The organism is Flavobacterium sp. UBA4197, from assembly GCF_002379575.1.
GTDB classification, from domain to species: Bacteria; Bacteroidota; Bacteroidia; order Flavobacteriales; family Flavobacteriaceae; genus Flavobacterium; species Flavobacterium inviolabile.
This window is the reverse complement of the sequence record NZ_DFUB01000032.1, coordinates 96,390-115,374: the sequence shown is the minus strand read 5'-3', so window position 1 is coordinate 115,374 and position 18,985 is coordinate 96,390. Positions and strand designations below refer to the sequence as shown.

The window sequence follows — 18,985 nt, the reverse complement described above, 5'->3', positions numbered from 1 at the left end:
AAGACGTTATAAGTACGATATACGAATATGTTTCTTAGAAGATACTTCATACTTCAAATATCTAACCTCATAAATTAATATAAGAAGTTATAAGTACGATAGACGAATATGTTTCTTAGAAGCTACTTCTTACTTCAAATATCAAACCTCGTAAATCAAACCTCGTAAATCAAACCTCATACTTAACCATATCGTTACATTATTTCCCGGACTTATTACATTCCTTGTGTGCTATACTTCACACAAGCTTTTTTGCAGGGATATACTTTCTTTTTTTGCACTGCGGTTTATTATAAACGGCAGATAATAGAAGCATAAATAAAAAAGTAACGAATGAAAAAAATTAGAAACAGTATTTTTTACGTCAGTATCATTGGCGGATTTTCCGTGCTAATGTATTGGATTATTTTATTGGGAGCAAAACTGGAAGTGGGAAGAAACATCACCGTTCCCCAATCCGATAAGGCACAATGGGCTGAATTTGTAGACTCTTTTGTTCATAATTTACAACATCCGTTGGCGCTTTTACTGGCACAGATTATCACGATTATCTTTGTCGCCCGTCTATTCGGATGGATCTGTATAAAAATGAAGCAGCCGGCGGTAATCGGAGAAATGATTGCCGGTATTGTGTTGGGACCTTCGTTAATCGGGATGTATTTCCCGGAATTTTCCGCAACCTTATTCCCGGCTCAGTCATTAGGAAACCTGCAATTCCTGAGTCAGATAGGACTGATACTGTTTATGTATATCGTGGGGATGGAAATCGATATGAAGATATTGCGAAACAAAGCCCATGATGCAGTTGTAATCAGTCATGCCAGTATTATTATCCCTTTTGCCTTAGGAATGGGACTGGCTTATTTTATTTACGATCAGTTTGCTCCGGCGAATGTACAGTTCGCTTCTTTCGGATTGTTTACCGGAATTGCGATGAGTATTACGGCTTTCCCGGTATTGGCAAGAATTGTACAGGAACGCGGTATTCATAAAACCCGATTGGGAACTATTGTTATTACCTGTGCCGCTGCCGATGATATTACGGCCTGGTGTATATTGGCAGCCGTTATTGCGATTGTAAAAGCCGGTTCGTTTGAAAGTGCTTTGTACACTATTGTAATGGCATTGGTTTATGTGAGCATTATGTTAAAAGTAGTGCGTCCGTTCCTGAAACGAATCGGAGATTTATATTCCACTAAGGAAAGTTTAAGCAAGCCGATAGTAGCCATTTTCTTTTTAACGCTGATCATTTCGGCTTATGCTACGGAAGTAATCGGTATTCATGCCTTGTTCGGAGCGTTTATTGCCGGAGCGATCATGCCGGAAAATATCAAATTCAGAAACCTGTTTATTGAAAAAGTAGAAGATGTTGCGTTGGTACTTTTATTACCGTTATTCTTTGTATTCACAGGATTAAGAACACAAATAGGATTGTTAAACGATCCGTATTTATGGAAAGTTGCCGGAATGATCTTCCTGGTAGCCGTAATCGGAAAATTTGTGAGCAGTACGTTTGCCGCAAAATTTGTCGGGCAAAACTGGAAAGACAGTTTGTCAATCGGTGCCCTGATGAATACCAGAGGATTAACGGAGCTGGTTGTACTGAATATCGGGTATGATCTGGGCGTGTTGAGTCCGCAATTATTCTCGATGATGGTTATCATGGCGTTGGCAACTACTTTTATGACAGGACCTACTTTAGACCTTATCAACTGGATTTTTAAGTCCAAAGAGGAAGAAGTGCCGCAGGATATGAAAACGTTAAGCCAATACAAAATACTATTGTCATTCGGGAAACCGGAATCCGGGAAAACCTTATTCAAACTGGCTGACAGTCTGACGAAAAAATTACAGGACAATTCGGAGCTAACGGCTATGCATATCGCACCGACGAATGAGCTGCACCATTATGATACGGAAGAATATGAAACGGTTAGCTTTAAAGAAGTAATTGAAGAGTCGAAAACGCTGAACCGACAGGTGACAACGATGTTTAAGGCTTCAGCCGATATTGACAATGAAATCACTAATGTTGTCAATAAAGGGGATTATGACTTGCTGTTAATTGGCTTAGGACAATCCATTTATGAAGGAAGTTTACTGGGGAAATTATTAGGATTTACCACGCGAATTATCAACCCGGAGAAGTTATTGAACACGGTAACCGGAAAAGAGAATATTTTTGACAACGCTATTTTTGATGAAGGAACCAAGCATATTTTGTCGAAATCCCGTGTTCCGGTTGGCATCTTTATCGATAAAAACTTTGTAAAAGCAGAACGTATTTTTATTCCGTTGTTTACAACACAGGATAATTACCTGATTAGTTATGCCCAGAAGCTGATTCACAATTCCGGTGCGCAGGTAATCATATTGGATATTGAAGGCAAAATAAAGAATGATGCCGAAACCAAAGAAAAAATCAGAGCAATAGAGCAGGTAGCCCCTAGCCATATCATGCTGCAAAAAGAACAGGTTGTTGAAAAAGAATTCCTGAAAGAGCAGGATTTAATGCTGATCAGTTCTGAAAGCTGGAAAAGATTGCTGGAATCTAAAAAACCGTGGTTGTCTGAAATTCCATCGACTTTGATTATCGCTGATGAAAAAACGGTATAGAAGTTCGATATATGATATAAGAGGTGTGATATAAGAAGGTGTTTCTTAGAAGTTCCTTCGTACTTCAAATATCAAAAAATATAAGAGGTTAGAGATATGATATATGAATGGAGTTTCTTTCGTACTTCAACTATCAAATATCAACCCTCATAAATCCCACTTCTAATATCAACCTTAAAAAAACACTACCATCTTACTAATGCGTAAATAAAAACACCCTGTTGGTTTTAAATCAGCAGGGTGTTTTGTTATGTTGTAAAAGGCTGGTAGTTAGCTTTTCCTTATGGCTGTATAGGATCGCAGTCTTTGGTTAATACCGGTATTTCACAACCGATTGCTCGGGTAAGTTCCGGCGGACCCATCGGGTCAATGCAGATCATTACAGATTGTGTATAAGTATACGGTAGTGCAGGACTTACACCACCACCTTTAATAGCGCCTTTTTCGCTATCTGTTAACACAGAAATTACTTTCTTTTTAAGGTTAAGCTTTTTCATTATATAATTGTTTTAGGGTTGTTCTTTTAAGGATTTTAAAAGTAACCAATTAAATAATAACTGCTTACCCTTATTTAGGGTATTTTGCCCTATTTTGTTTTATTGTAATAAGGCAATATGCAGGTAGTTAATGGTTGATGTAAGAAGTATGATATACGAATGGTGTTTCTTGGAAGCTGCTTCTTACTTCAAATATCAATCCTCGTCAATCTAATATAAGAAGTGAGAAGTATGATATATGAAGGTGTTTCTTAGAAGTTCCTTCATATCTCAAATATCAACCCTCACAAATCTGAAATAAGAGGTTAGAGGTATTATATAAGAAGATGCTTCTTAGAAGTTCCTTCATACCTCAAATATCAACCCTCACAAATCAACCCTCACAAATCAACCCTCACAAATCAACCCTCAACCCTCGTAAATCAAATATCATAAATCCATTTTTTAAAACTATATTTGTGCTCAAAATAGACAATAAACACATTATAATATGTCAGACGATAAGAAAGTAATATTTTCGATGTCGCGGGTAAGTAAAACTTACTCCAGCACGAATAAGCAGGTTTTAAAAGATATTTACCTGAGTTTTTTCTACGGTGCTAAAATTGGTATCTTAGGTTTAAACGGTTCGGGTAAATCGTCTTTATTAAAAATTATTGCAGGAGTTGATAAGAACTACCAGGGTGATGTTGTTTTTGCACCAAATTATACTGTAGGGTATCTGGAGCAGGAACCGCAACTGGATGAAAACAAAACGGTTATTGAAATCGTTCGTGAAGGTGTTGCCGAGACGGTAGCGATTCTGGATGAGTTCAATAAAATCAACGATATGTTCGGTTTACCGGAAGTATATGAAGATGCCGATAAGATGCAGAAACTGATGGACCGTCAGGCGGAACTTCAGGATAAGATCGATGCAGTAGGAGCATGGGAACTGGATACCAAACTGGAAATCGCGATGGATGCTTTGCGTACGCCGGAGCCGGATACCCCGATTAAAGTATTGTCAGGAGGAGAGCGCCGCCGTGTGGCTTTATGCCGCTTGTTATTACAGCAGCCGGATGTATTGTTACTGGATGAGCCTACCAACCACCTGGATGCGGAAAGCGTACTTTGGTTAGAGCAACACTTACAACAATATGCAGGAACGGTAATTGCCGTAACCCACGACCGTTATTTCCTGGATAACGTTGCCGGATGGATTTTAGAACTGGACAGAGGTGAAGGTATTCCATGGAAAGGAAACTATTCTTCCTGGTTGGATCAGAAATCAAAACGTATGGAGCAGGAAGAAAAAGTTGCTTCAAAACGCAGAAAAACATTAGAACGTGAGCTTGACTGGGTACGTCAGGGAGCCAAAGGGCGTCAGACCAAACAGAAAGCGCGTTTACAGAACTACGATAAATTATTGAACGAAGACCAAAAAGCATTGGATGAGAAATTAGAAATCTACATCCCGAATGGTCCTCGTTTAGGAACCAATGTGATTGATGCTAAAAATGTAGCAAAATCATTTGGGGACAAACTATTATATGAAGATTTAAACTTCACCTTGCCACAAGCGGGAATTGTAGGGATTATCGGTCCGAATGGTGCCGGTAAATCGACCATCTTCCGTATGATCATGGGTGAGGAAAAACCGGATAGCGGTGAATTTGTAATTGGAGAAACAGCTAAGATCGCCTATGTGGATCAGTCACACTCGAATATTAATCCTGATAAATCCATCTGGGAGAATTTCTGCGACGGACAGGAGTTAATCATGATGGGTGGCCGCCAGGTAAACTCAAGAGCATATTTGTCCCGTTTTAACTTTGGCGGTAGCGATCAGAACAAAAAAGTATCGACACTTTCCGGAGGAGAGCGTAACCGTCTGCATTTGGCAATGACCTTAAAAGAAGAAGGAAACGTATTGTTACTGGATGAGCCAACGAATGATCTGGACATCAACACACTTCGTGCTTTGGAAGAAGGTTTGGAGAACTTTGCAGGATGTGCGGTGGTGATTTCCCACGACCGTTGGTTCCTGGACAGAATCTGTACGCATATCTTAGCGTTTGAAGGCGATTCTCAGGTATATTTCTTTGAAGGAAGCTTTACAGAATATGAAGAGAACAAGCGAAAACGTCTGGGTGGTGATTTAACGCCAAAACGTATCAAGTATAAAAAACTGATCAGAGGATAATAAAAAAAGAGGCTTATTAAGCCTCTTTTTTTATGCATACCGTTATAATGTCTACAATAGTGATATCTTTTCCGGTAATGGTTTTTTTAGCATAGCAGTTCTTGTTTTCCCGCTCAATTTCAAAACCTGTTTTTTCCAATAGGCCGTTTAAAACAGCTTCATTGTATAGCGAAAAACCTTCCTGTACAAAATCTACACCGGCAAGTGCCCGTTCCGGACGGTAGCCGATATACAGTTTTCCGCCCGGTTTTAAAATGCGGTATATTGCGTTTAGGTAATCCGGCAAAGGTTCCCAGAAATAGATCGTGTTCAACGCAACGATACTGTCAAACTGATTTTCGGTATAGAATGTATCCTTGGCATCGCCGCATTGCAGCTTTATTTGTTGTTTAGTGATTTGTTCGGCGTTATTTTTAGCCGCTTCGGCACACATTACATCCGAATAGTCCAGACCGTACAAAGTAACGTTTGTGTGTGGCTTAAAAAACTCCGGAAAGTGCTTGCCATTGCCAAAACCGATTTCCAGTATACGATCGTTATCCTGAATTTCCAGCAGGGCAAACAAATCCAGGTAAAGCTGTTTGTTGGATGTATTCATATCATTCCCGACAGTAATGCCGTTTTCACCTTCCGGTTTGCGTAACTGCCTGCCTGTTTCATTTGGTTGTAGGGGTTTCATAGGTTGTTTTTTAGAACCATAAAAATAAGAGTGACCAAACAGAAGGGACTTATAAAATTCCGGCAAATTTGTATAAGATTTCAGGATATAAAAAAGTCCGCTGTATAGCGGACTTTGTATTTTAAAATTTCATTTTCTGTATTCTTACGGCATTTAAAATGGCGAGTAATGCCACACCAACGTCAGCAAAAACAGCTTCCCACATGGTGGCTAATCCTCCGGCACCTAAAATCAGGACAACGGCTTTCACAATAAAGGCCATGCTGATATTCTGCCAGACGATCTGCCTGGTTTTTTTACCAATGGATATGGCGGTAAATATTTTTGTAGGCTGATCGTTCTGAATGACAATGTCGGCTGTTTCTATCGTAGCATCACTGCCCAGACCGCCCATGGCAATACCGGCATCGGCTAAAGCCACTACAGGAGCATCGTTAACACCATCGCCCGCAAAAGCCAGTTTCAGGTTTTGTTTTTTCAGTTCTTCTACCTTTCGGACTTTGTCTTCTGGCAGTAAATCACCGTGGGCAGCATCAATATTCAACTCCCGGGCAACAGCATCAACCACCGCCTGTTTATCGCCCGAAAGCATTACCGTTTTAATATTCAGACGGTGCAGGCTGTCAACAGCCGTTTTGGCATCCTCTTTTATTTCATCGGCAATCAGGAAATAACCCGCATATTGCTCATTTATCGCAATAACGATAATGGTATAAGGCGTATTTTCAATAGCAGTATCATAAGCAATACCAAACTTTTTAAGCAGTTTTACATTACCGGCAAGTATGGTTTTACCGTTTGCTTTACCTTTTAAACCGTGTCCGGCAATTTCTTCCACATCGGTAATGGTAACGCCTTTTTCCAGTCCGTTGGCATATTCAATAATGGCAGTTCCAACCGGATGGGTCGATTTCGTTTCGAGTGCTGCGGTGTACTGTATCAATTCCTTTTCCGAAACGGTAGCCGCAACCACCTTTTGCACTTTAAAAACGCCTTTGGTCAATGTTCCGGTTTTATCCATCACGACTGCCTGAATGGAAGCCATTACGTCCAGAAAGGTAGAACCTTTAAAGAGGATGCCGTTTTTGCTGGCAGCGCCAATTCCGCCAAAATAGCCTAATGGAATGGAAATAACCAGTGCACAGGGGCAGGAAACCACTAAGAAAACCAGGGCGCGGTACAACCACTCGTTAAAAACATAATCGGACACGAAAAGCATCGGCAACAGGCAGATCCCAATGGCTAAGAAAACTACTATAGGCGTATAGATCTTTGCAAACTTGCGGATAAATAACTCTGTAGGTGCTTTTTTAGCAGTAGCATCCTGAACCATTTCCAGGATTTTGGACAGTTTACTGTCGGTATAAGCGGTAGTCACTTCTACTAAAGCAATCGTGTTGAGGTTGATCATTCCGGCCAGTACCGTTTCTCCCTGCTGTTTGGAATCGGGTTTGCTTTCTCCGGTTAAAGCTGCGGTATTAAACGTAGCCGAAGCGGAAAGCAGTTTCCCGTCCAAAGCCAGTTTTTCTCCCGGTTTTAACTGAATAATTTCTCCGATCTTAATTTCCTCCGCTTTTTTACTGACCACATTGTCATCAACGATTACAGTAGCTGTATCCGGACGCTGATCCAATAAGGCTTTAATATTCGATTTGGCACGGGTTACGGCCAGAGTCTGAAACAATTCGCCTATAGCGTAAAATAACATTACCGCTACACCTTCCGGATACTGTTTGATATAAAAAGCACCCAAAGTGGCAATGGACATCAGAAGGAATTCCGTAAAAATGTCGCCTCTTTTTATCGCGGTGAACGCCTCTTTTAAAACCGGTAATCCCACCGGTAAATAGGCAAGGATATACCAGCCGATGCGTACCCAGCCTGAGAAGACTGCTATGGGAAAATAGTTGTCAATCCCGATGGCAATCATTAACAGCACAAAGGAAAGGATAGCCGGCAGGAACATTTTCCAGCCGCCATCGCCATCGTGACTATGGTCGTGATCATGATCATGATCGTGGTCATGATGTTTTTTTGAATTTACTTTTTCATCAACCGCACAGCATATTTGTTCGGCTTCTGAATGATATTGGTGTTCTTTTTTCATAATTTTCGGTATTATGAATGAGTACTTGGAGTTGTCCTAAAGTTAACAAAAATGTTTCCTTTATGCTTTACAACAACCGTCTAAATTTTCATATCCTTTCGGATCGGCTTTGATATCATCAGCATCATAACCCAATAAACTGATTGCGGTTTTAATGCTGTTTAAATCGGTTTTTTTAGAATTATAAATAACCGTGATCGTCATTTTGGTCTCATCTAATGTAATCATCTGTATTCCTTTGTGGCGGATTAATTTCTTTTCCAGCAAACCGCCGCAGGTTTCACATTGTTTGCAATGATCGCAAACGATAGCAGTTTTTATAACAGCTTTCTGAACCTGGGCTTTGGCTGTTAAAGAGGAAAAGGATAGGAACGCAACTACTAAAATACTTTTTAAAAATGGTCTCATTGTTTAGGTTTTTATCGTTATAAATTAAAGAAATCGTCTTACTTTTTGTTTGTACAGGCTGTATTCCGAAGCATGCTGCTGTGTCAGAAAAACTTCTTCCAGCCGGACCTGTATCTGGATCATAAAATAGGTCATCAACGTGCAGAAGAACGTAATAGCATTCGGAAGAATTAAAAACAACCCGAAAACACTGATAATCATTCCCAGAAAAATAGGATTCCTGCTGATGCTGAATAAACCGTTCGTACGAAGGGTTGTTTTATGCGTTTCGTCAATGCCAATGCGCCAGGACGTACTCATCTGATACTGGGCGATTGCAATCCAGATCAGCGAAACGTGAATAAGCACTAAGCCGGTTAGCTGCAGACTGGAATGCTCCAGAAACAGCACAGGTGATGTAAACAGGTAGGCATCGGAACCGAATGAAAACAACAGCACCGCAGCAAGCAGCAGTCCGATTAATATTTTCATGACACCGCCGATATAATCGTGAGCGGAATCGCTTTTACCGAAAGTAACCGGATTAATCCCGGTTTGCCGGTATGTTTTGTAAGTAGGCACTAAAAAGCTTACCAGTAAATACAGGACCAAATATAGGGGCAGATAAAATCTGAGAAATGTTATCATTGTCGTTCTTTTTTAGTGTGAATGGCCGCCACCGCCTTCATTTTTAATTAAATGGCTTTGTAAGTAATAGGCACCTTTTAAAACAATTTTAGCCTTTGGATCTATTTTTTGCAACGGAGTAACCTGGATGTACCCTAACTGGGAAGTACCCGTTTTAATTTCAACCCTTTGGAAATGAAATGTCTTTCCTTCGTTGTCATCATGTTGGTGGCCGTCTTCATGCGAATGTCCTTTTTCGCTGTCGTGGGCCGCTTCTTCATGACCTTCTTCCAGTACAAACATAAATTCACGACCGTCGGCTTTTACGATGGCTTCCACCGGAAGTGACTGTACGGCATTGGTTCCGATGTCGATTAAAGCATTTACATACATACCCGGAATCAGTGCATTTTTCTCATTGTTGATATCGGCATGAACCGCTACCGATTTGGTTTCATTTTCAAAAGCTTTACCAACGCTGAAAATAGTTCCTTTTATAGCGGTATTGTTCTGATTTGTCAATACCAGCTGAACGTTTTGTCCCTGTTTTACTTTGTGCAGATCTTTTTCATATACCAGCAGATCCACATGCAATTTGGAATTGTCAACGATACTTAATATCGGTTTGCCCACTTCGACATTACTGCCGATCTTAACATTGATTTCGGTGGTATAACCTGAAATGGGCGCCAATACCGGAACCGAAGTTACCGCAGTATTTCCCGATTGAATGTTCAACACACCTAACTGTTTTTGAAGGGAGTTAAAACGGGCCTTTTCAATTTGATATTCGGCTTTTGTTTTCTGGAAAACCTTTTTCGAATTGACTTCTTCTTCGCTTAGTGTTTTTTGTCGGTTAAACTCCTGACTTAAGAACTCCAGATTGCTTTTTGAAGTCAGGTAAGCCTCCTGTAATTTAGTGAATTCCGGGCTTTCTATAGTGGCCAGTACCTGTCCTTTCCGAACATATTGCCCTTCAATAACCGTAATGGTCTTTACCACACCCGGCATGTGCACGGAAACATCCGCCTGGTTTTGCGGTGGCAGTTTGGTATAACCGTTGGCATTAATAACTTCACTCAGGTTTTTTAAGGCATAAGTTCCCAATTCTACATTGGCAGCCTTAAACTGCGCCTCGTTTAGTTCTACTTCTTTGTTAGCAGTAGCCGCTTCTTTTCCGGTAGTTTTCTCCGTACCGTGTTCATGACCATCGCCTTCCGTATGGGTATGGCGTAAGGCGAAATAGAGGACAAGGCCGATGATCGCTAATCCGGCAATGTTTAAATATATTAGATTTGATTTTTTCATCGTTTTAATTGTTGATTAGGTATTGAATGTTGATAGCCGTCTGGTTGAAATTATGAATCGCATTGCTGTTGTTCAGCTGGATGTTCAGTGCGGTTTCAATGCTTTGCACATATTCCACATAGGAGATATCGCCATTCTGATAGGCTTTGGTTGCATTATTACTGATTTTCTTTGCATTGGGCAAGGCAGTGTTTTTGTAATAATCCACTAAAGACTGATAGGTATGCAGCTCCTGGATTTGCTGTTGGAACTGACTTTTAAGCTGGTTTTCCAGATAGGCAGCATTTTTTTTCTGAACATCGATATTCGTTTGGGCTGCTTTTGTTTTAGCGATGGAACTTCCGGCAAAAATAGGCAATGCCAATCCTACCGAGAATGTCTGAAAACGGGGAGAGGCATCATAATAAACCGCCTGTCCGTTTACTTCCTGGTTTCCGGTGATGGACTGAATGGCATAGCCGGCAGTGATATCGGGAAATAAGGTTGCTTTTTCCACTTTTTTGAAAGCCTCTGCGATATGTACCTGTTTGGCTGCCAGCTGTATTGCGCTGTTTTGCTTGATCATTGAACTGTCGGCAATACTTAAAGCAGATAAGGCAACAAAAGCAGTATCGGCAGGAGTGAAGTCGGTATCCCGGTTGATCAGCGCTTTTATTCTGGATTTTTCAACCCATATTTTGGCATCATTCTGTTTGATTAACTGCTGCAATTCCTGTTGTTTGGCAATGGCGACGGTTTTTTCCAGCGAATTGGTTTCACCGGTCTGAAACTTTAGTGAAGCAGCTTTGACAAACTTTTCCATCAGCTTGTTTTGGTTTTCCAGCAACTGATTCTGTTTGGTATAATACAGCATCGCATTCCAGGACTGACGGATATTAAAAGTTGTTTCCTGTTTGGTCACTTTCACTTTTAACTGTCCGGCAGCATTGTTTTCATTCAGCAGGCTCTTTTTGGCGCCATACTGAAACGGATTAAAGCTCTGTGAAATACTGAAACTTTTATCTTTTGCATTCGAGTTGATTTGTCCGAATGTACCCGATACTTCTGTTTTGGGAATTTCAAAAGCAGAACCTTTGAGCTGTGCATGCATTTTGCTTTCCAGTTCGGAAGCCTGAATATCCAGGTTATTCTTAGAACCCAGTTCGATCGCCTGTTTTAGATCCAGTGGCTGTGCTGTCTGCGCGATGCTTTTTGACGGGAGGAGGAAGAGGCAAATAGCAAAGGGCAAGAGGTAAATGGCAAAAGGCAAGGAGTAAAAAGCAAAGGGCAAGGGGCAAGGGGCAAAGCCGGAACGGGAATAAATAGTATAATTCCGGTTCGTTTTGTGCTCATTGTTTTGCGCAGATTGGTCTTTATGGATGTTCCTTTGCCAATGGTCTGTTTTTATATTGAATATCATTTTCATTGTTTAATATTTTTGAGGATTGTTTATCATGTGGTGTAGCAATCGTCCGACTTCTTCATTTTTGGATAGTAAGGCTGCTTTTATTTCTTCTTTCAGGTAATTACAGGAAAAGGCAAAATCGATCCAGACGGAAGTTTCGGAATTTTCCATATCGCAATCGGAAAGTTTTGAAACAAAGTGAGCAGGATACTGCCTTTTCCGATAGGCTTCAGCAAGATTTGCACAGACACTTCTCGAGCTTCTTCTCACCTGATCGGTCAGCGCATAACGCTCTTCGACCGGAAAAGATTTTGACATTTCAAAAATGTCCATCGCCAGTGAAAAAGCCTTTTTATATACGGTTGTTTGTTTAAAACCTGTCGCTCCCATAAGCCCTGAATTTAATGTTGTTCATTGTTTTACAATTGCCCTTTGCCAATTGCTTTTTTGCTTTTTGCCAATTACTAATTGCCTCTTGCCTTTTCGCCCCTTACACATCCCCTTGCTCTTTGCTAATTGCCTCTTGCTTTTCCCCGATTCCTTTTTCAAAATAAAGGTACAGTATCGGCAATACGATTAAAGTGAGCAGTGTAGCGGTAATCAGTCCGCCGATAACTACGGTTGCCAGCGGTTTTTGCACTTCGGCACCGGCACTGGAACTAATCGCCATCGGCAGGAATCCTAAAGAGGCTACGGAAGCAGTCATGATAACCGGACGCAGGCGGACTTTCGTTCCTTCTTTGATACGATCGTAAACATTGTGCATGCCTTCTGCTTTTAGCTGGTTGAAATAGCCTATCAGCACGATTCCGTTTAATACGGCTACGCCGAAAAGGGCAATAAAGCCTACACCTGCCGAAATACTGAACGGCATGTCCCGAAGCCATAAGGCAAAAACACCACCAATAGCCGATAACGGAATTGCGGTAAATATCAGGATCGATTGTTTAACGGATTTAAAGGTGAAATACAGCAAAACAAAAATTAGCGCCAAAGCAACCGGAACGGCTATCGCCAAACGCTTGTTGGCATCAATAAGGTTTTCAAACTGACCGCCGTAAGTCACGAAATAACCATCGGGAAGTTTTAGCTGTGCATCCAGTTTTGCCTGGATTTTTTCCACTACCGATTTCACATCGTCACCGCGAACGTTAAAGCCAACTACAATACGGCGTTTTCCGTCTTCACGGCTAATCTGCATCGGGCCGTCTTCAAAATTAATATCGGCAACCTGTTCTAACGGAATCTGATTTCCGGAAGGCAGTGTGATAAACAGTGCTTTTAAATTGGAAATATCCTGACGGCTGTCGCTGTCCAGACGTACCACCAGATCAAATCGCTTTTCGCCTTCATAAACCAGTCCGGCAGCTTCCCCGGCAAATCCCATTCGGATTACCTTATTCAGATCGCCGATTTTTAAACCGTATAAAGCCAGTTTGTCTTTATTGTAACGAACGGTAATTTGCGGTAATCCTGCCACACGTTCCAGTTTGGCATCCGATACTCCCGAAATTCCGTTGATAAGCTGCATGACTTCGTCACCTTTGCTAACCAGCATTTCGATATCGTCCCCGAATATTTTAATGGCAACATCACTCCGCACACCGGTCATTAACTCGTTAAAACGCATTTGAATAGGTTGGGAGAATTCGGTTGTAGCTCCCGGAATATCTTCCAGTGCCTTTTCCATTTGCTGCATTAATTCCTCTTTGGTCTTCGCCGATGTCCATTCGCTTTTATCTTTCAGTAAAATAATCATATCGCCGGCTTCGATCGGCATCGGATCGGTTGGAATTTCAGCACTACCGATTTTGGTTACGATCATTTTAACTTCCGGGAATTTGGCTTTTAAGATCTGTTCCGCTTTAGTGGTCGCTTCAATTTCCTGCGACAGCGAACTACCGGAAGCAATGATCAAATGGGTTGCGATGTCCCCTTCATCTAAGGTCGGGATAAATTCGCCTCCCAACGAATTGAAAACGAATAATGCTGCGGCAAATAAGCCAATGGCAACCGCTATTATGGCGCCTTTTACCCGCAATGCCTTTTCTAAAAGCGGGGCATAAAAGTTGTATAAGCCGGTAATTATCCTGTCGCTGATGTTTTTCTTGTGTCCGGTTTCTTTCTTTAAAGCTAAGGAACTCATCATCGGCACGTATGTTAGGGACAATATAAAAGCACCAAGAATAGCAAATGAAACCGTTTGTGCCATTGGTCCGAACATTTTTCCTTCGATGCCTACCAAAGCTAAAATCGGCAGGTAAACGATCAGGATAATGATTTCGCCAAAAGCGGCACTGCTTCTTATTTTTGAGGCGGCTTCAAAGACCTCTTCATTCATCTGTTTTGTGGTGAGCTTTCCTTTATTGCTCACCTGCAGCCTGTGGATAATGGCTTCTACGATAATAACGGCACCGTCAACGATCAGTCCGAAGTCGATAGCTCCGAGGCTCATCAGGTTACCGCTCACACCGAAAAGACGCATCATCGAAATGGCAAAAAGCAAGGATAATGGAATAACGGAGGCAACGACCAGTCCGGCTCTCCAGTTGCCAAGCAGCAATACCAGTATAAAGATTACGATTAAAGCTCCTTCAATCAGGTTTTTTTCAACGGTACTGATGGCCTTGTTTACCAGTTTGGTACGATCCATAAAAGGTTCGATACTCACACCTTTCGGTAACGACTTTTTAATCTGTTCCATTTTTTCCTTTACGCGGGTAACCACCTGGCCGCTGTTTTCTCCTTTCAGCATCATGACCATACCGCTCACTTCTTCGCCTTTTCCGTCTTTGGTTACGGCACCATAGCGAATACTGCTGCCAATCTGTACTTTGGCCACATCACGGATCAGGATCGGAATACCGTTTTGGTTTTTAACCACAATTTTATTGATGTCGTCTATACCGTTGACCATACCGATACCGCGGATAAAATAGGCATACGGTTTTTTGTCAATATAGGCACCGCCGGTATTTTCATTATTCACTTCCAGAGCATCAAAGATTTCGGAAATGGTGGTGTTCATGCTTTTCAGCTTGTCCGGCTGAACGGCAATTTCGTATTGTTTCAGATAGCCGCCAAGGGTGTTTACTTCGGCAACTCCTTTGGTACCAATGAGCTGCGGTTTGATAATCCAATCCTGGATGGTGCGCAGCTGGGTAGCGTCATATTTGTTTTCATATCCTTTTTCGGGAAATACCACATATTGGTATATTTCGCCCAAACCGGTACTCACCGGTGCCATTTCGGGTGTACCGACACCTTTCGGGATGGCATTTTCGGCTTCTTTAATGCGTTCGGAAATCTGGGCTCTTGCCCAGTAAATATCCACATCTTCTTCAAAAACAACGGTCACCACACTCAATCCGAAACGGCTAATGGAACGAAGCTCCACAATTTTAGGAATGGGTTTAACCGATTGCTCGATGGGATAGGTAATGAACTGTTCGACTTCCTGTGTTGCCAGAGTGGGCGAACTGGTGATGATCTGTACCTGATTGTTTGTAATATCCGGTAAGGCATCAATAGGAAGCGTATAGGCAGAATAACCGCCTACTACAATCAGTATCAACGTGAAAAGACCAATAATAAATTTATTATTGATACTAAAATGAATTATTTTATCTAACATTTTGTATATATAATGAATAAGAACAGTAACAGCAAACCGCTGTTGTACTTTGCAGCAATGCTACAGCACTTTCTTACCCGATGAAGTTCGGGTTCATTATACTATTTGAGGGGGTTGCCAGATAGTATCATAAAAATCAGAAGTAAATACCGACTGATAGTTTGGCAATTGAATTTCGATTTCGGCAGTAACTACTGAAAGGTTAAAAACAATCTCGGGCGCATAGTTCATGATCTGGGCACCGCAACAATTACAAACACAAAAAGGGGAACACAAATCGTTTTGCTGATCGTGTGTGTGTTTATCGTGATTCGAAGTTGTTTCTTTAGAGGTTGTGTTATGGGTATGGTTAACGGCTGCATCGGCACAAGGAATACTTGCCAGCAGTACAAAGTAAAAAGATAATATGAGGGTTAACCATTTCACGATGTAAAGATAAAAATATTTTTATTGCGTTGGGTACTCTTTACTTTTTTATGAGAAAATTAATAATAAAACCCCGTAATCCGGGGTTTTGATGCTTATTCTCTAAGGGTTGTTTTATCGGCTAAAGCCATTTTGGCAATGTCGTCTTTGCGTTTGAATGCCACTCCTTTGTGTTTTTGCATATAGGTGAAAAGTTCTTTTGCGGCCTGTACCATTTGGGGCGTTCCGCCAATACGGTCGTGAAAACTTACCGAAAGCTGCCGGCGTCGGAATTCCGATTCGGCATATAACTGGTCGAATTCCATTTTTACCTGGTTCAGAAACTGATCGGCGGAGAAGTTTTTACCTTCTACCAATACAATATCGTTATTGCGCAGCGTGTAAGGTACCACTGCAAAATCTTTGTTCTTTACCTGAATGATAAAAGGTTCGTCACGGCTTAAATCGTCTATATGGTATAAAAATCCCAGTTCCTGCAGGATATTCAGCGTGTTTTCTCCTCGTCTCAGCCAGTTGGCATTATAACCTACCGGGGTAAATCCGGTTACTTTTTTTACGGCATTAACACCGTCCAGGATGAACTTTTTTTCTTCTTCATACGGCATATTGTATTGGGATGACCAGCTCATGCCGTGTGCGGCGGCTTCGTGTCCGTGTTGCACAATTTCTTTTGCTAATTGCGGATTTTTTAAAACGGCGGTTCCAACCATGTGGGAAGTAACTTTAATACCCAGTTTGTCCCAGTTGTCGAGCATGCGCGGAATCCCTTCCTTATAACCGTAATCATACCAGGTATTGGCAGGCAAATCCCGGAATCCTTTGTCCAGGTTTTGCGGGAACGGACTTTCGGCATTTTCCGGTTGTCCGCCGGCTTCAAACTGCATGGAGACCGAAACGACCAATCGGGAACCGTCTGCCCATCTGGAGTCGTTGTACTGTGCTGTTGTTTCGGACTGTCCGTTGAGAGCCGAAAAAGCATCCATAGGCTGTACCATGCCGGCAAGTCCTATAAGGCTTCCCTTTTTTATAAAATTTCTTCGGGTTTCCATAATAATTATTTTTTAATAAGCATATCCATTGCAAAAGTGTTGCGGTCTGTAAATTGCAGTAACAGCGCAAAAAACAATACGTGTATCAGCTGGGAAGGAATTGCTTCCCAGTTTTCGATTAAAGCAGTGCCGATAAGCAGCAGGATCATCACGATGGCACCCAGTGTTGCTGCAGTTTTTGTAAATAATCCCAATAATAGCAGCAGTCCGATGCCAAATTCGGCTATGGGCAAAACATAACTGAACGGCAGCACTATTATTTGGGGTAACAGGGTGTTTTCAAAATTTCCCGTCATCCAGGAACTGAAAGCGTTAAGTTTTGGTAACCGTACCAGGCCATGTCCGAACATACTTGCCCCAATGGCAAGGCGCAGCAATAAAAAGGCAGTTGTATTCATTATTATCCGTTTTAGTAGGACAAAGTTCGAACGGTAACAATGGAAAAAACGGTATAATTATGGGAATTAATTGTACTTTTTGGGGTAAAGTAACGGAGTAGGTTAAAACAGCAGCGATATCCGGGAAAACAGGCAGGGCATATTATTCCTTTGGATTAGGTAGCAAAGCCTTATAAACAGGACTTATCTTTTTATACTTTTGATAAACTGCTCATTCTGAATCTGAATGGAAAGGACCTCATATAATTTTGTGGCTAATGCAAGAGTGACGTCTTTATCACGGACTGCATAGGACATGGAATAATAATCGTAATTGTCTTTTTTGATTATGATTGTATAGGAAGTTTGTCCCTCTTTCGTTTCTTCATAACATTTTACATCAACGTGATACTGTTTGCAAAGAGTGATAAACGCATCATAAAAAATGGCTGTTTCAGCATTCTTAATTTCGGATGCTATGGTATTGATAATAGCAGTGTTAGCACCTTCGTTGTTTTGAAATTTCAAAATGGTTTTTTGAAACTCCTGCCGGTTTATTTTTGGAGTAAACGTATCGTTCATAGTATGGAAGCTTATTTGACAAATATATTAATTGTTGCTTAAGTCTTTGGTATCTTAAAAATCGATTGGGTATTTCAGTATATTATTGCCAATATAATCACTAAAAGGGCTAAGAAATATTCTTATAAATTATTGCGTCCGATCAATCGTATTAGTACTAAATTCTTTACATTTGAGTGTTAAATTTTTATATTCCGAACTTATGGAACAGTTAATTCTGGAGCAGCTTTGGAAGCGGGCGCTTTCACCGGAACCAACGGATGATAATCTGTGGAACCAGGAGATAGAAACATTGTATCGCCTGGGAATAAGTATGGAAGAAGCCATACGGTATCTGTATTTTGAAAAACCAGACCTGAACACCTTTCAGGAATGGGTAAAAACGCGTACCAATATCGATCCGGATGCTGAAGATGTTACAACAGCGGATGTGCTGACAGCCGAAGATTTACAGTTCTGGGAAGAAAACGGCTATGTGATTGTGAAAAATGCTATTTCCGATCCGGATTGTGAGGCAACTCAACAGGCAATATGGGAGTTTTTAGGCATGCATCCGGAACAGGAGGCAAGCTGGTATAAAAGCCATGACGAACAGCGGGGACTGATGCTTACTTTTTCGGATCATCCGACACTGAATAAAAACCGGCTGTCACCCCGGATCAAAAAAGCTTACGAACAGTTATACAAAACCGACCGGATTTACAAGACCATCGATAAGGTTAGCTTTAATCCGCCGGAAACGGCTCATTATACTTTTTTAGGCAGTCCGCTGCATTGGGATGTAAGTTTGAAATTACCGATCCCGTTTGGCCTGCAGGGATTATTGTATTTAACAGACTGTGGTCCGGAGGACGGTGCTTTTCATTGTGTGCCGGGTTTTCACAACCGGATTGAAAACTGGATTCATGCCCAGCAGCCCGGTAGTAACCTGAGAGAAACAGCACTAAAAACATTACAGCCGGTTCCAATAACCGGGAAAACCGGCGATTTTATCATCTGGCATCAGGCATTGCCGCATTGTGCCAGTCCGAATCACGGAAAAGCACCCAGAATGGTTCAGTATTTGACCTATTTTCCGGAAGATTACCAAACTGCGGCCGAATGGCTGTAGTGCCGTTGGGAGGCTT

16 protein-coding genes are annotated in these 18,985 nt (G+C 41.4%); 3 read left to right on the top strand and 13 right to left on the bottom strand.

The annotated features are described in order from the left end of the window. Nucleotides 1-333 precede the first annotated feature (333 nt). Nucleotides 334-2,616: a cation:proton antiporter gene (locus B3394_RS16390; protein ID WP_286927188.1), complete on the top strand. Its 2,283-nt coding sequence runs from the start codon at nt 334-336 to the stop codon at nt 2,614-2,616. A gap of 281 nt (nt 2,617-2,897) precedes the next feature. On the opposite strand, the gene B3394_RS16385 is transcribed toward B3394_RS16390, so the two are convergent. Beyond that, nucleotides 2,898-3,113 (bottom strand): class I lanthipeptide, encoded by a 216-nt coding sequence (locus tag B3394_RS16385; protein WP_286927187.1) that lies wholly within the window; start codon nt 3,111-3,113, stop codon nt 2,898-2,900. A gap of 490 nt (nt 3,114-3,603) precedes the next feature. Between B3394_RS16385 and ettA the strand changes: the two genes are divergently transcribed. Next, a complete protein-coding gene (gene ettA, locus B3394_RS16380) occupies nt 3,604-5,298 on the top strand; it encodes an energy-dependent translational throttle protein EttA (RefSeq protein ID WP_177734629.1) in 1,695 nt (564 codons plus the stop codon). 16 nt (nt 5,299-5,314) lie between these two features. Here ettA and B3394_RS16375 read toward each other — a convergent pair whose 3' ends face one another. The 12 genes from B3394_RS16375 to B3394_RS16320 all read right to left on the bottom strand — a co-directional run bounded on the left by B3394_RS16375 (nt 5,315) and on the right by B3394_RS16320 (nt 17,858). Further along, complete coding sequence (locus B3394_RS16375; RefSeq protein WP_286927185.1) at nt 5,315-5,977, bottom strand: class I SAM-dependent methyltransferase; 663 nt, start codon at nt 5,975-5,977, stop codon at nt 5,315-5,317. Between the two features lie 121 nt (nt 5,978-6,098). Beyond that, a complete protein-coding gene (locus tag B3394_RS16370; protein ID WP_273246639.1) occupies nt 6,099-8,084 on the bottom strand; it encodes a heavy metal translocating P-type ATPase in 1,986 nt (661 codons plus the stop codon). 60 nt (nt 8,085-8,144) lie between these two features. Beyond that, nucleotides 8,145-8,492 (bottom strand): heavy-metal-associated domain-containing protein, encoded by a 348-nt coding sequence (locus B3394_RS16365; RefSeq protein WP_273246638.1) that lies wholly within the window; start codon nt 8,490-8,492, stop codon nt 8,145-8,147. Between the two features lie 24 nt (nt 8,493-8,516). Continuing rightward, nucleotides 8,517-9,119 (bottom strand): methyltransferase family protein, encoded by a 603-nt coding sequence (locus B3394_RS16360; RefSeq protein ID WP_286927173.1) that lies wholly within the window; start codon nt 9,117-9,119, stop codon nt 8,517-8,519. A gap of 12 nt (nt 9,120-9,131) precedes the next feature. Further along, nucleotides 9,132-10,406 carry an efflux RND transporter periplasmic adaptor subunit gene (locus B3394_RS16355; RefSeq protein WP_286927171.1) on the bottom strand — a complete coding sequence of 425 codons (1,275 nt, stop codon included), beginning with the start codon at nt 10,404-10,406 and terminating at the stop codon, nt 9,132-9,134. A gap of 4 nt (nt 10,407-10,410) precedes the next feature. Continuing rightward, complete coding sequence (locus tag B3394_RS16350; protein ID WP_286927169.1) at nt 10,411-11,811, bottom strand: TolC family protein; 1,401 nt, start codon at nt 11,809-11,811, stop codon at nt 10,411-10,413. Nucleotides 11,812-11,814: 3 nt separating this feature from the next. Next, nucleotides 11,815-12,180, bottom strand: a complete 366-nt coding sequence (locus B3394_RS16345; RefSeq protein WP_286927167.1) for a four helix bundle protein — start codon at nt 12,178-12,180, stop codon at nt 11,815-11,817. A 100-nt stretch (nt 12,181-12,280) separates the two neighbouring features. After that, complete coding sequence (locus B3394_RS16340; protein ID WP_286927165.1) at nt 12,281-15,424, bottom strand: efflux RND transporter permease subunit; 3,144 nt, start codon at nt 15,422-15,424, stop codon at nt 12,281-12,283. Nucleotides 15,425-15,520: 96 nt separating this feature from the next. Then, nucleotides 15,521-15,850 carry a DUF6660 family protein gene (locus B3394_RS16335; RefSeq protein WP_273246633.1) on the bottom strand — a complete coding sequence of 110 codons (330 nt, stop codon included), beginning with the start codon at nt 15,848-15,850 and terminating at the stop codon, nt 15,521-15,523. Between the two features lie 95 nt (nt 15,851-15,945). After that, a complete protein-coding gene (locus B3394_RS16330) occupies nt 15,946-16,899 on the bottom strand; it encodes a polysaccharide deacetylase family protein (protein ID WP_286927163.1) in 954 nt (317 codons plus the stop codon). 5 nt (nt 16,900-16,904) lie between these two features. Beyond that, nucleotides 16,905-17,297, bottom strand: a complete 393-nt coding sequence (locus tag B3394_RS16325; RefSeq protein ID WP_286927161.1) for a DoxX family membrane protein — start codon at nt 17,295-17,297, stop codon at nt 16,905-16,907. Nucleotides 17,298-17,480: 183 nt separating this feature from the next. Continuing rightward, nucleotides 17,481-17,858, bottom strand: a complete 378-nt coding sequence (locus B3394_RS16320) for a hypothetical protein (RefSeq protein WP_286927159.1) — start codon at nt 17,856-17,858, stop codon at nt 17,481-17,483. 202 nt (nt 17,859-18,060) lie between these two features. Here B3394_RS16320 and B3394_RS16315 point away from each other — a divergent pair, with 202 nt between their 5' ends. Continuing rightward, nucleotides 18,061-18,969: a phytanoyl-CoA dioxygenase family protein gene (locus tag B3394_RS16315; RefSeq protein WP_286927157.1), complete on the top strand. Its 909-nt coding sequence runs from the start codon at nt 18,061-18,063 to the stop codon at nt 18,967-18,969. The last annotated feature ends 16 nt before the right edge of the window (nt 18,970-18,985 follow it).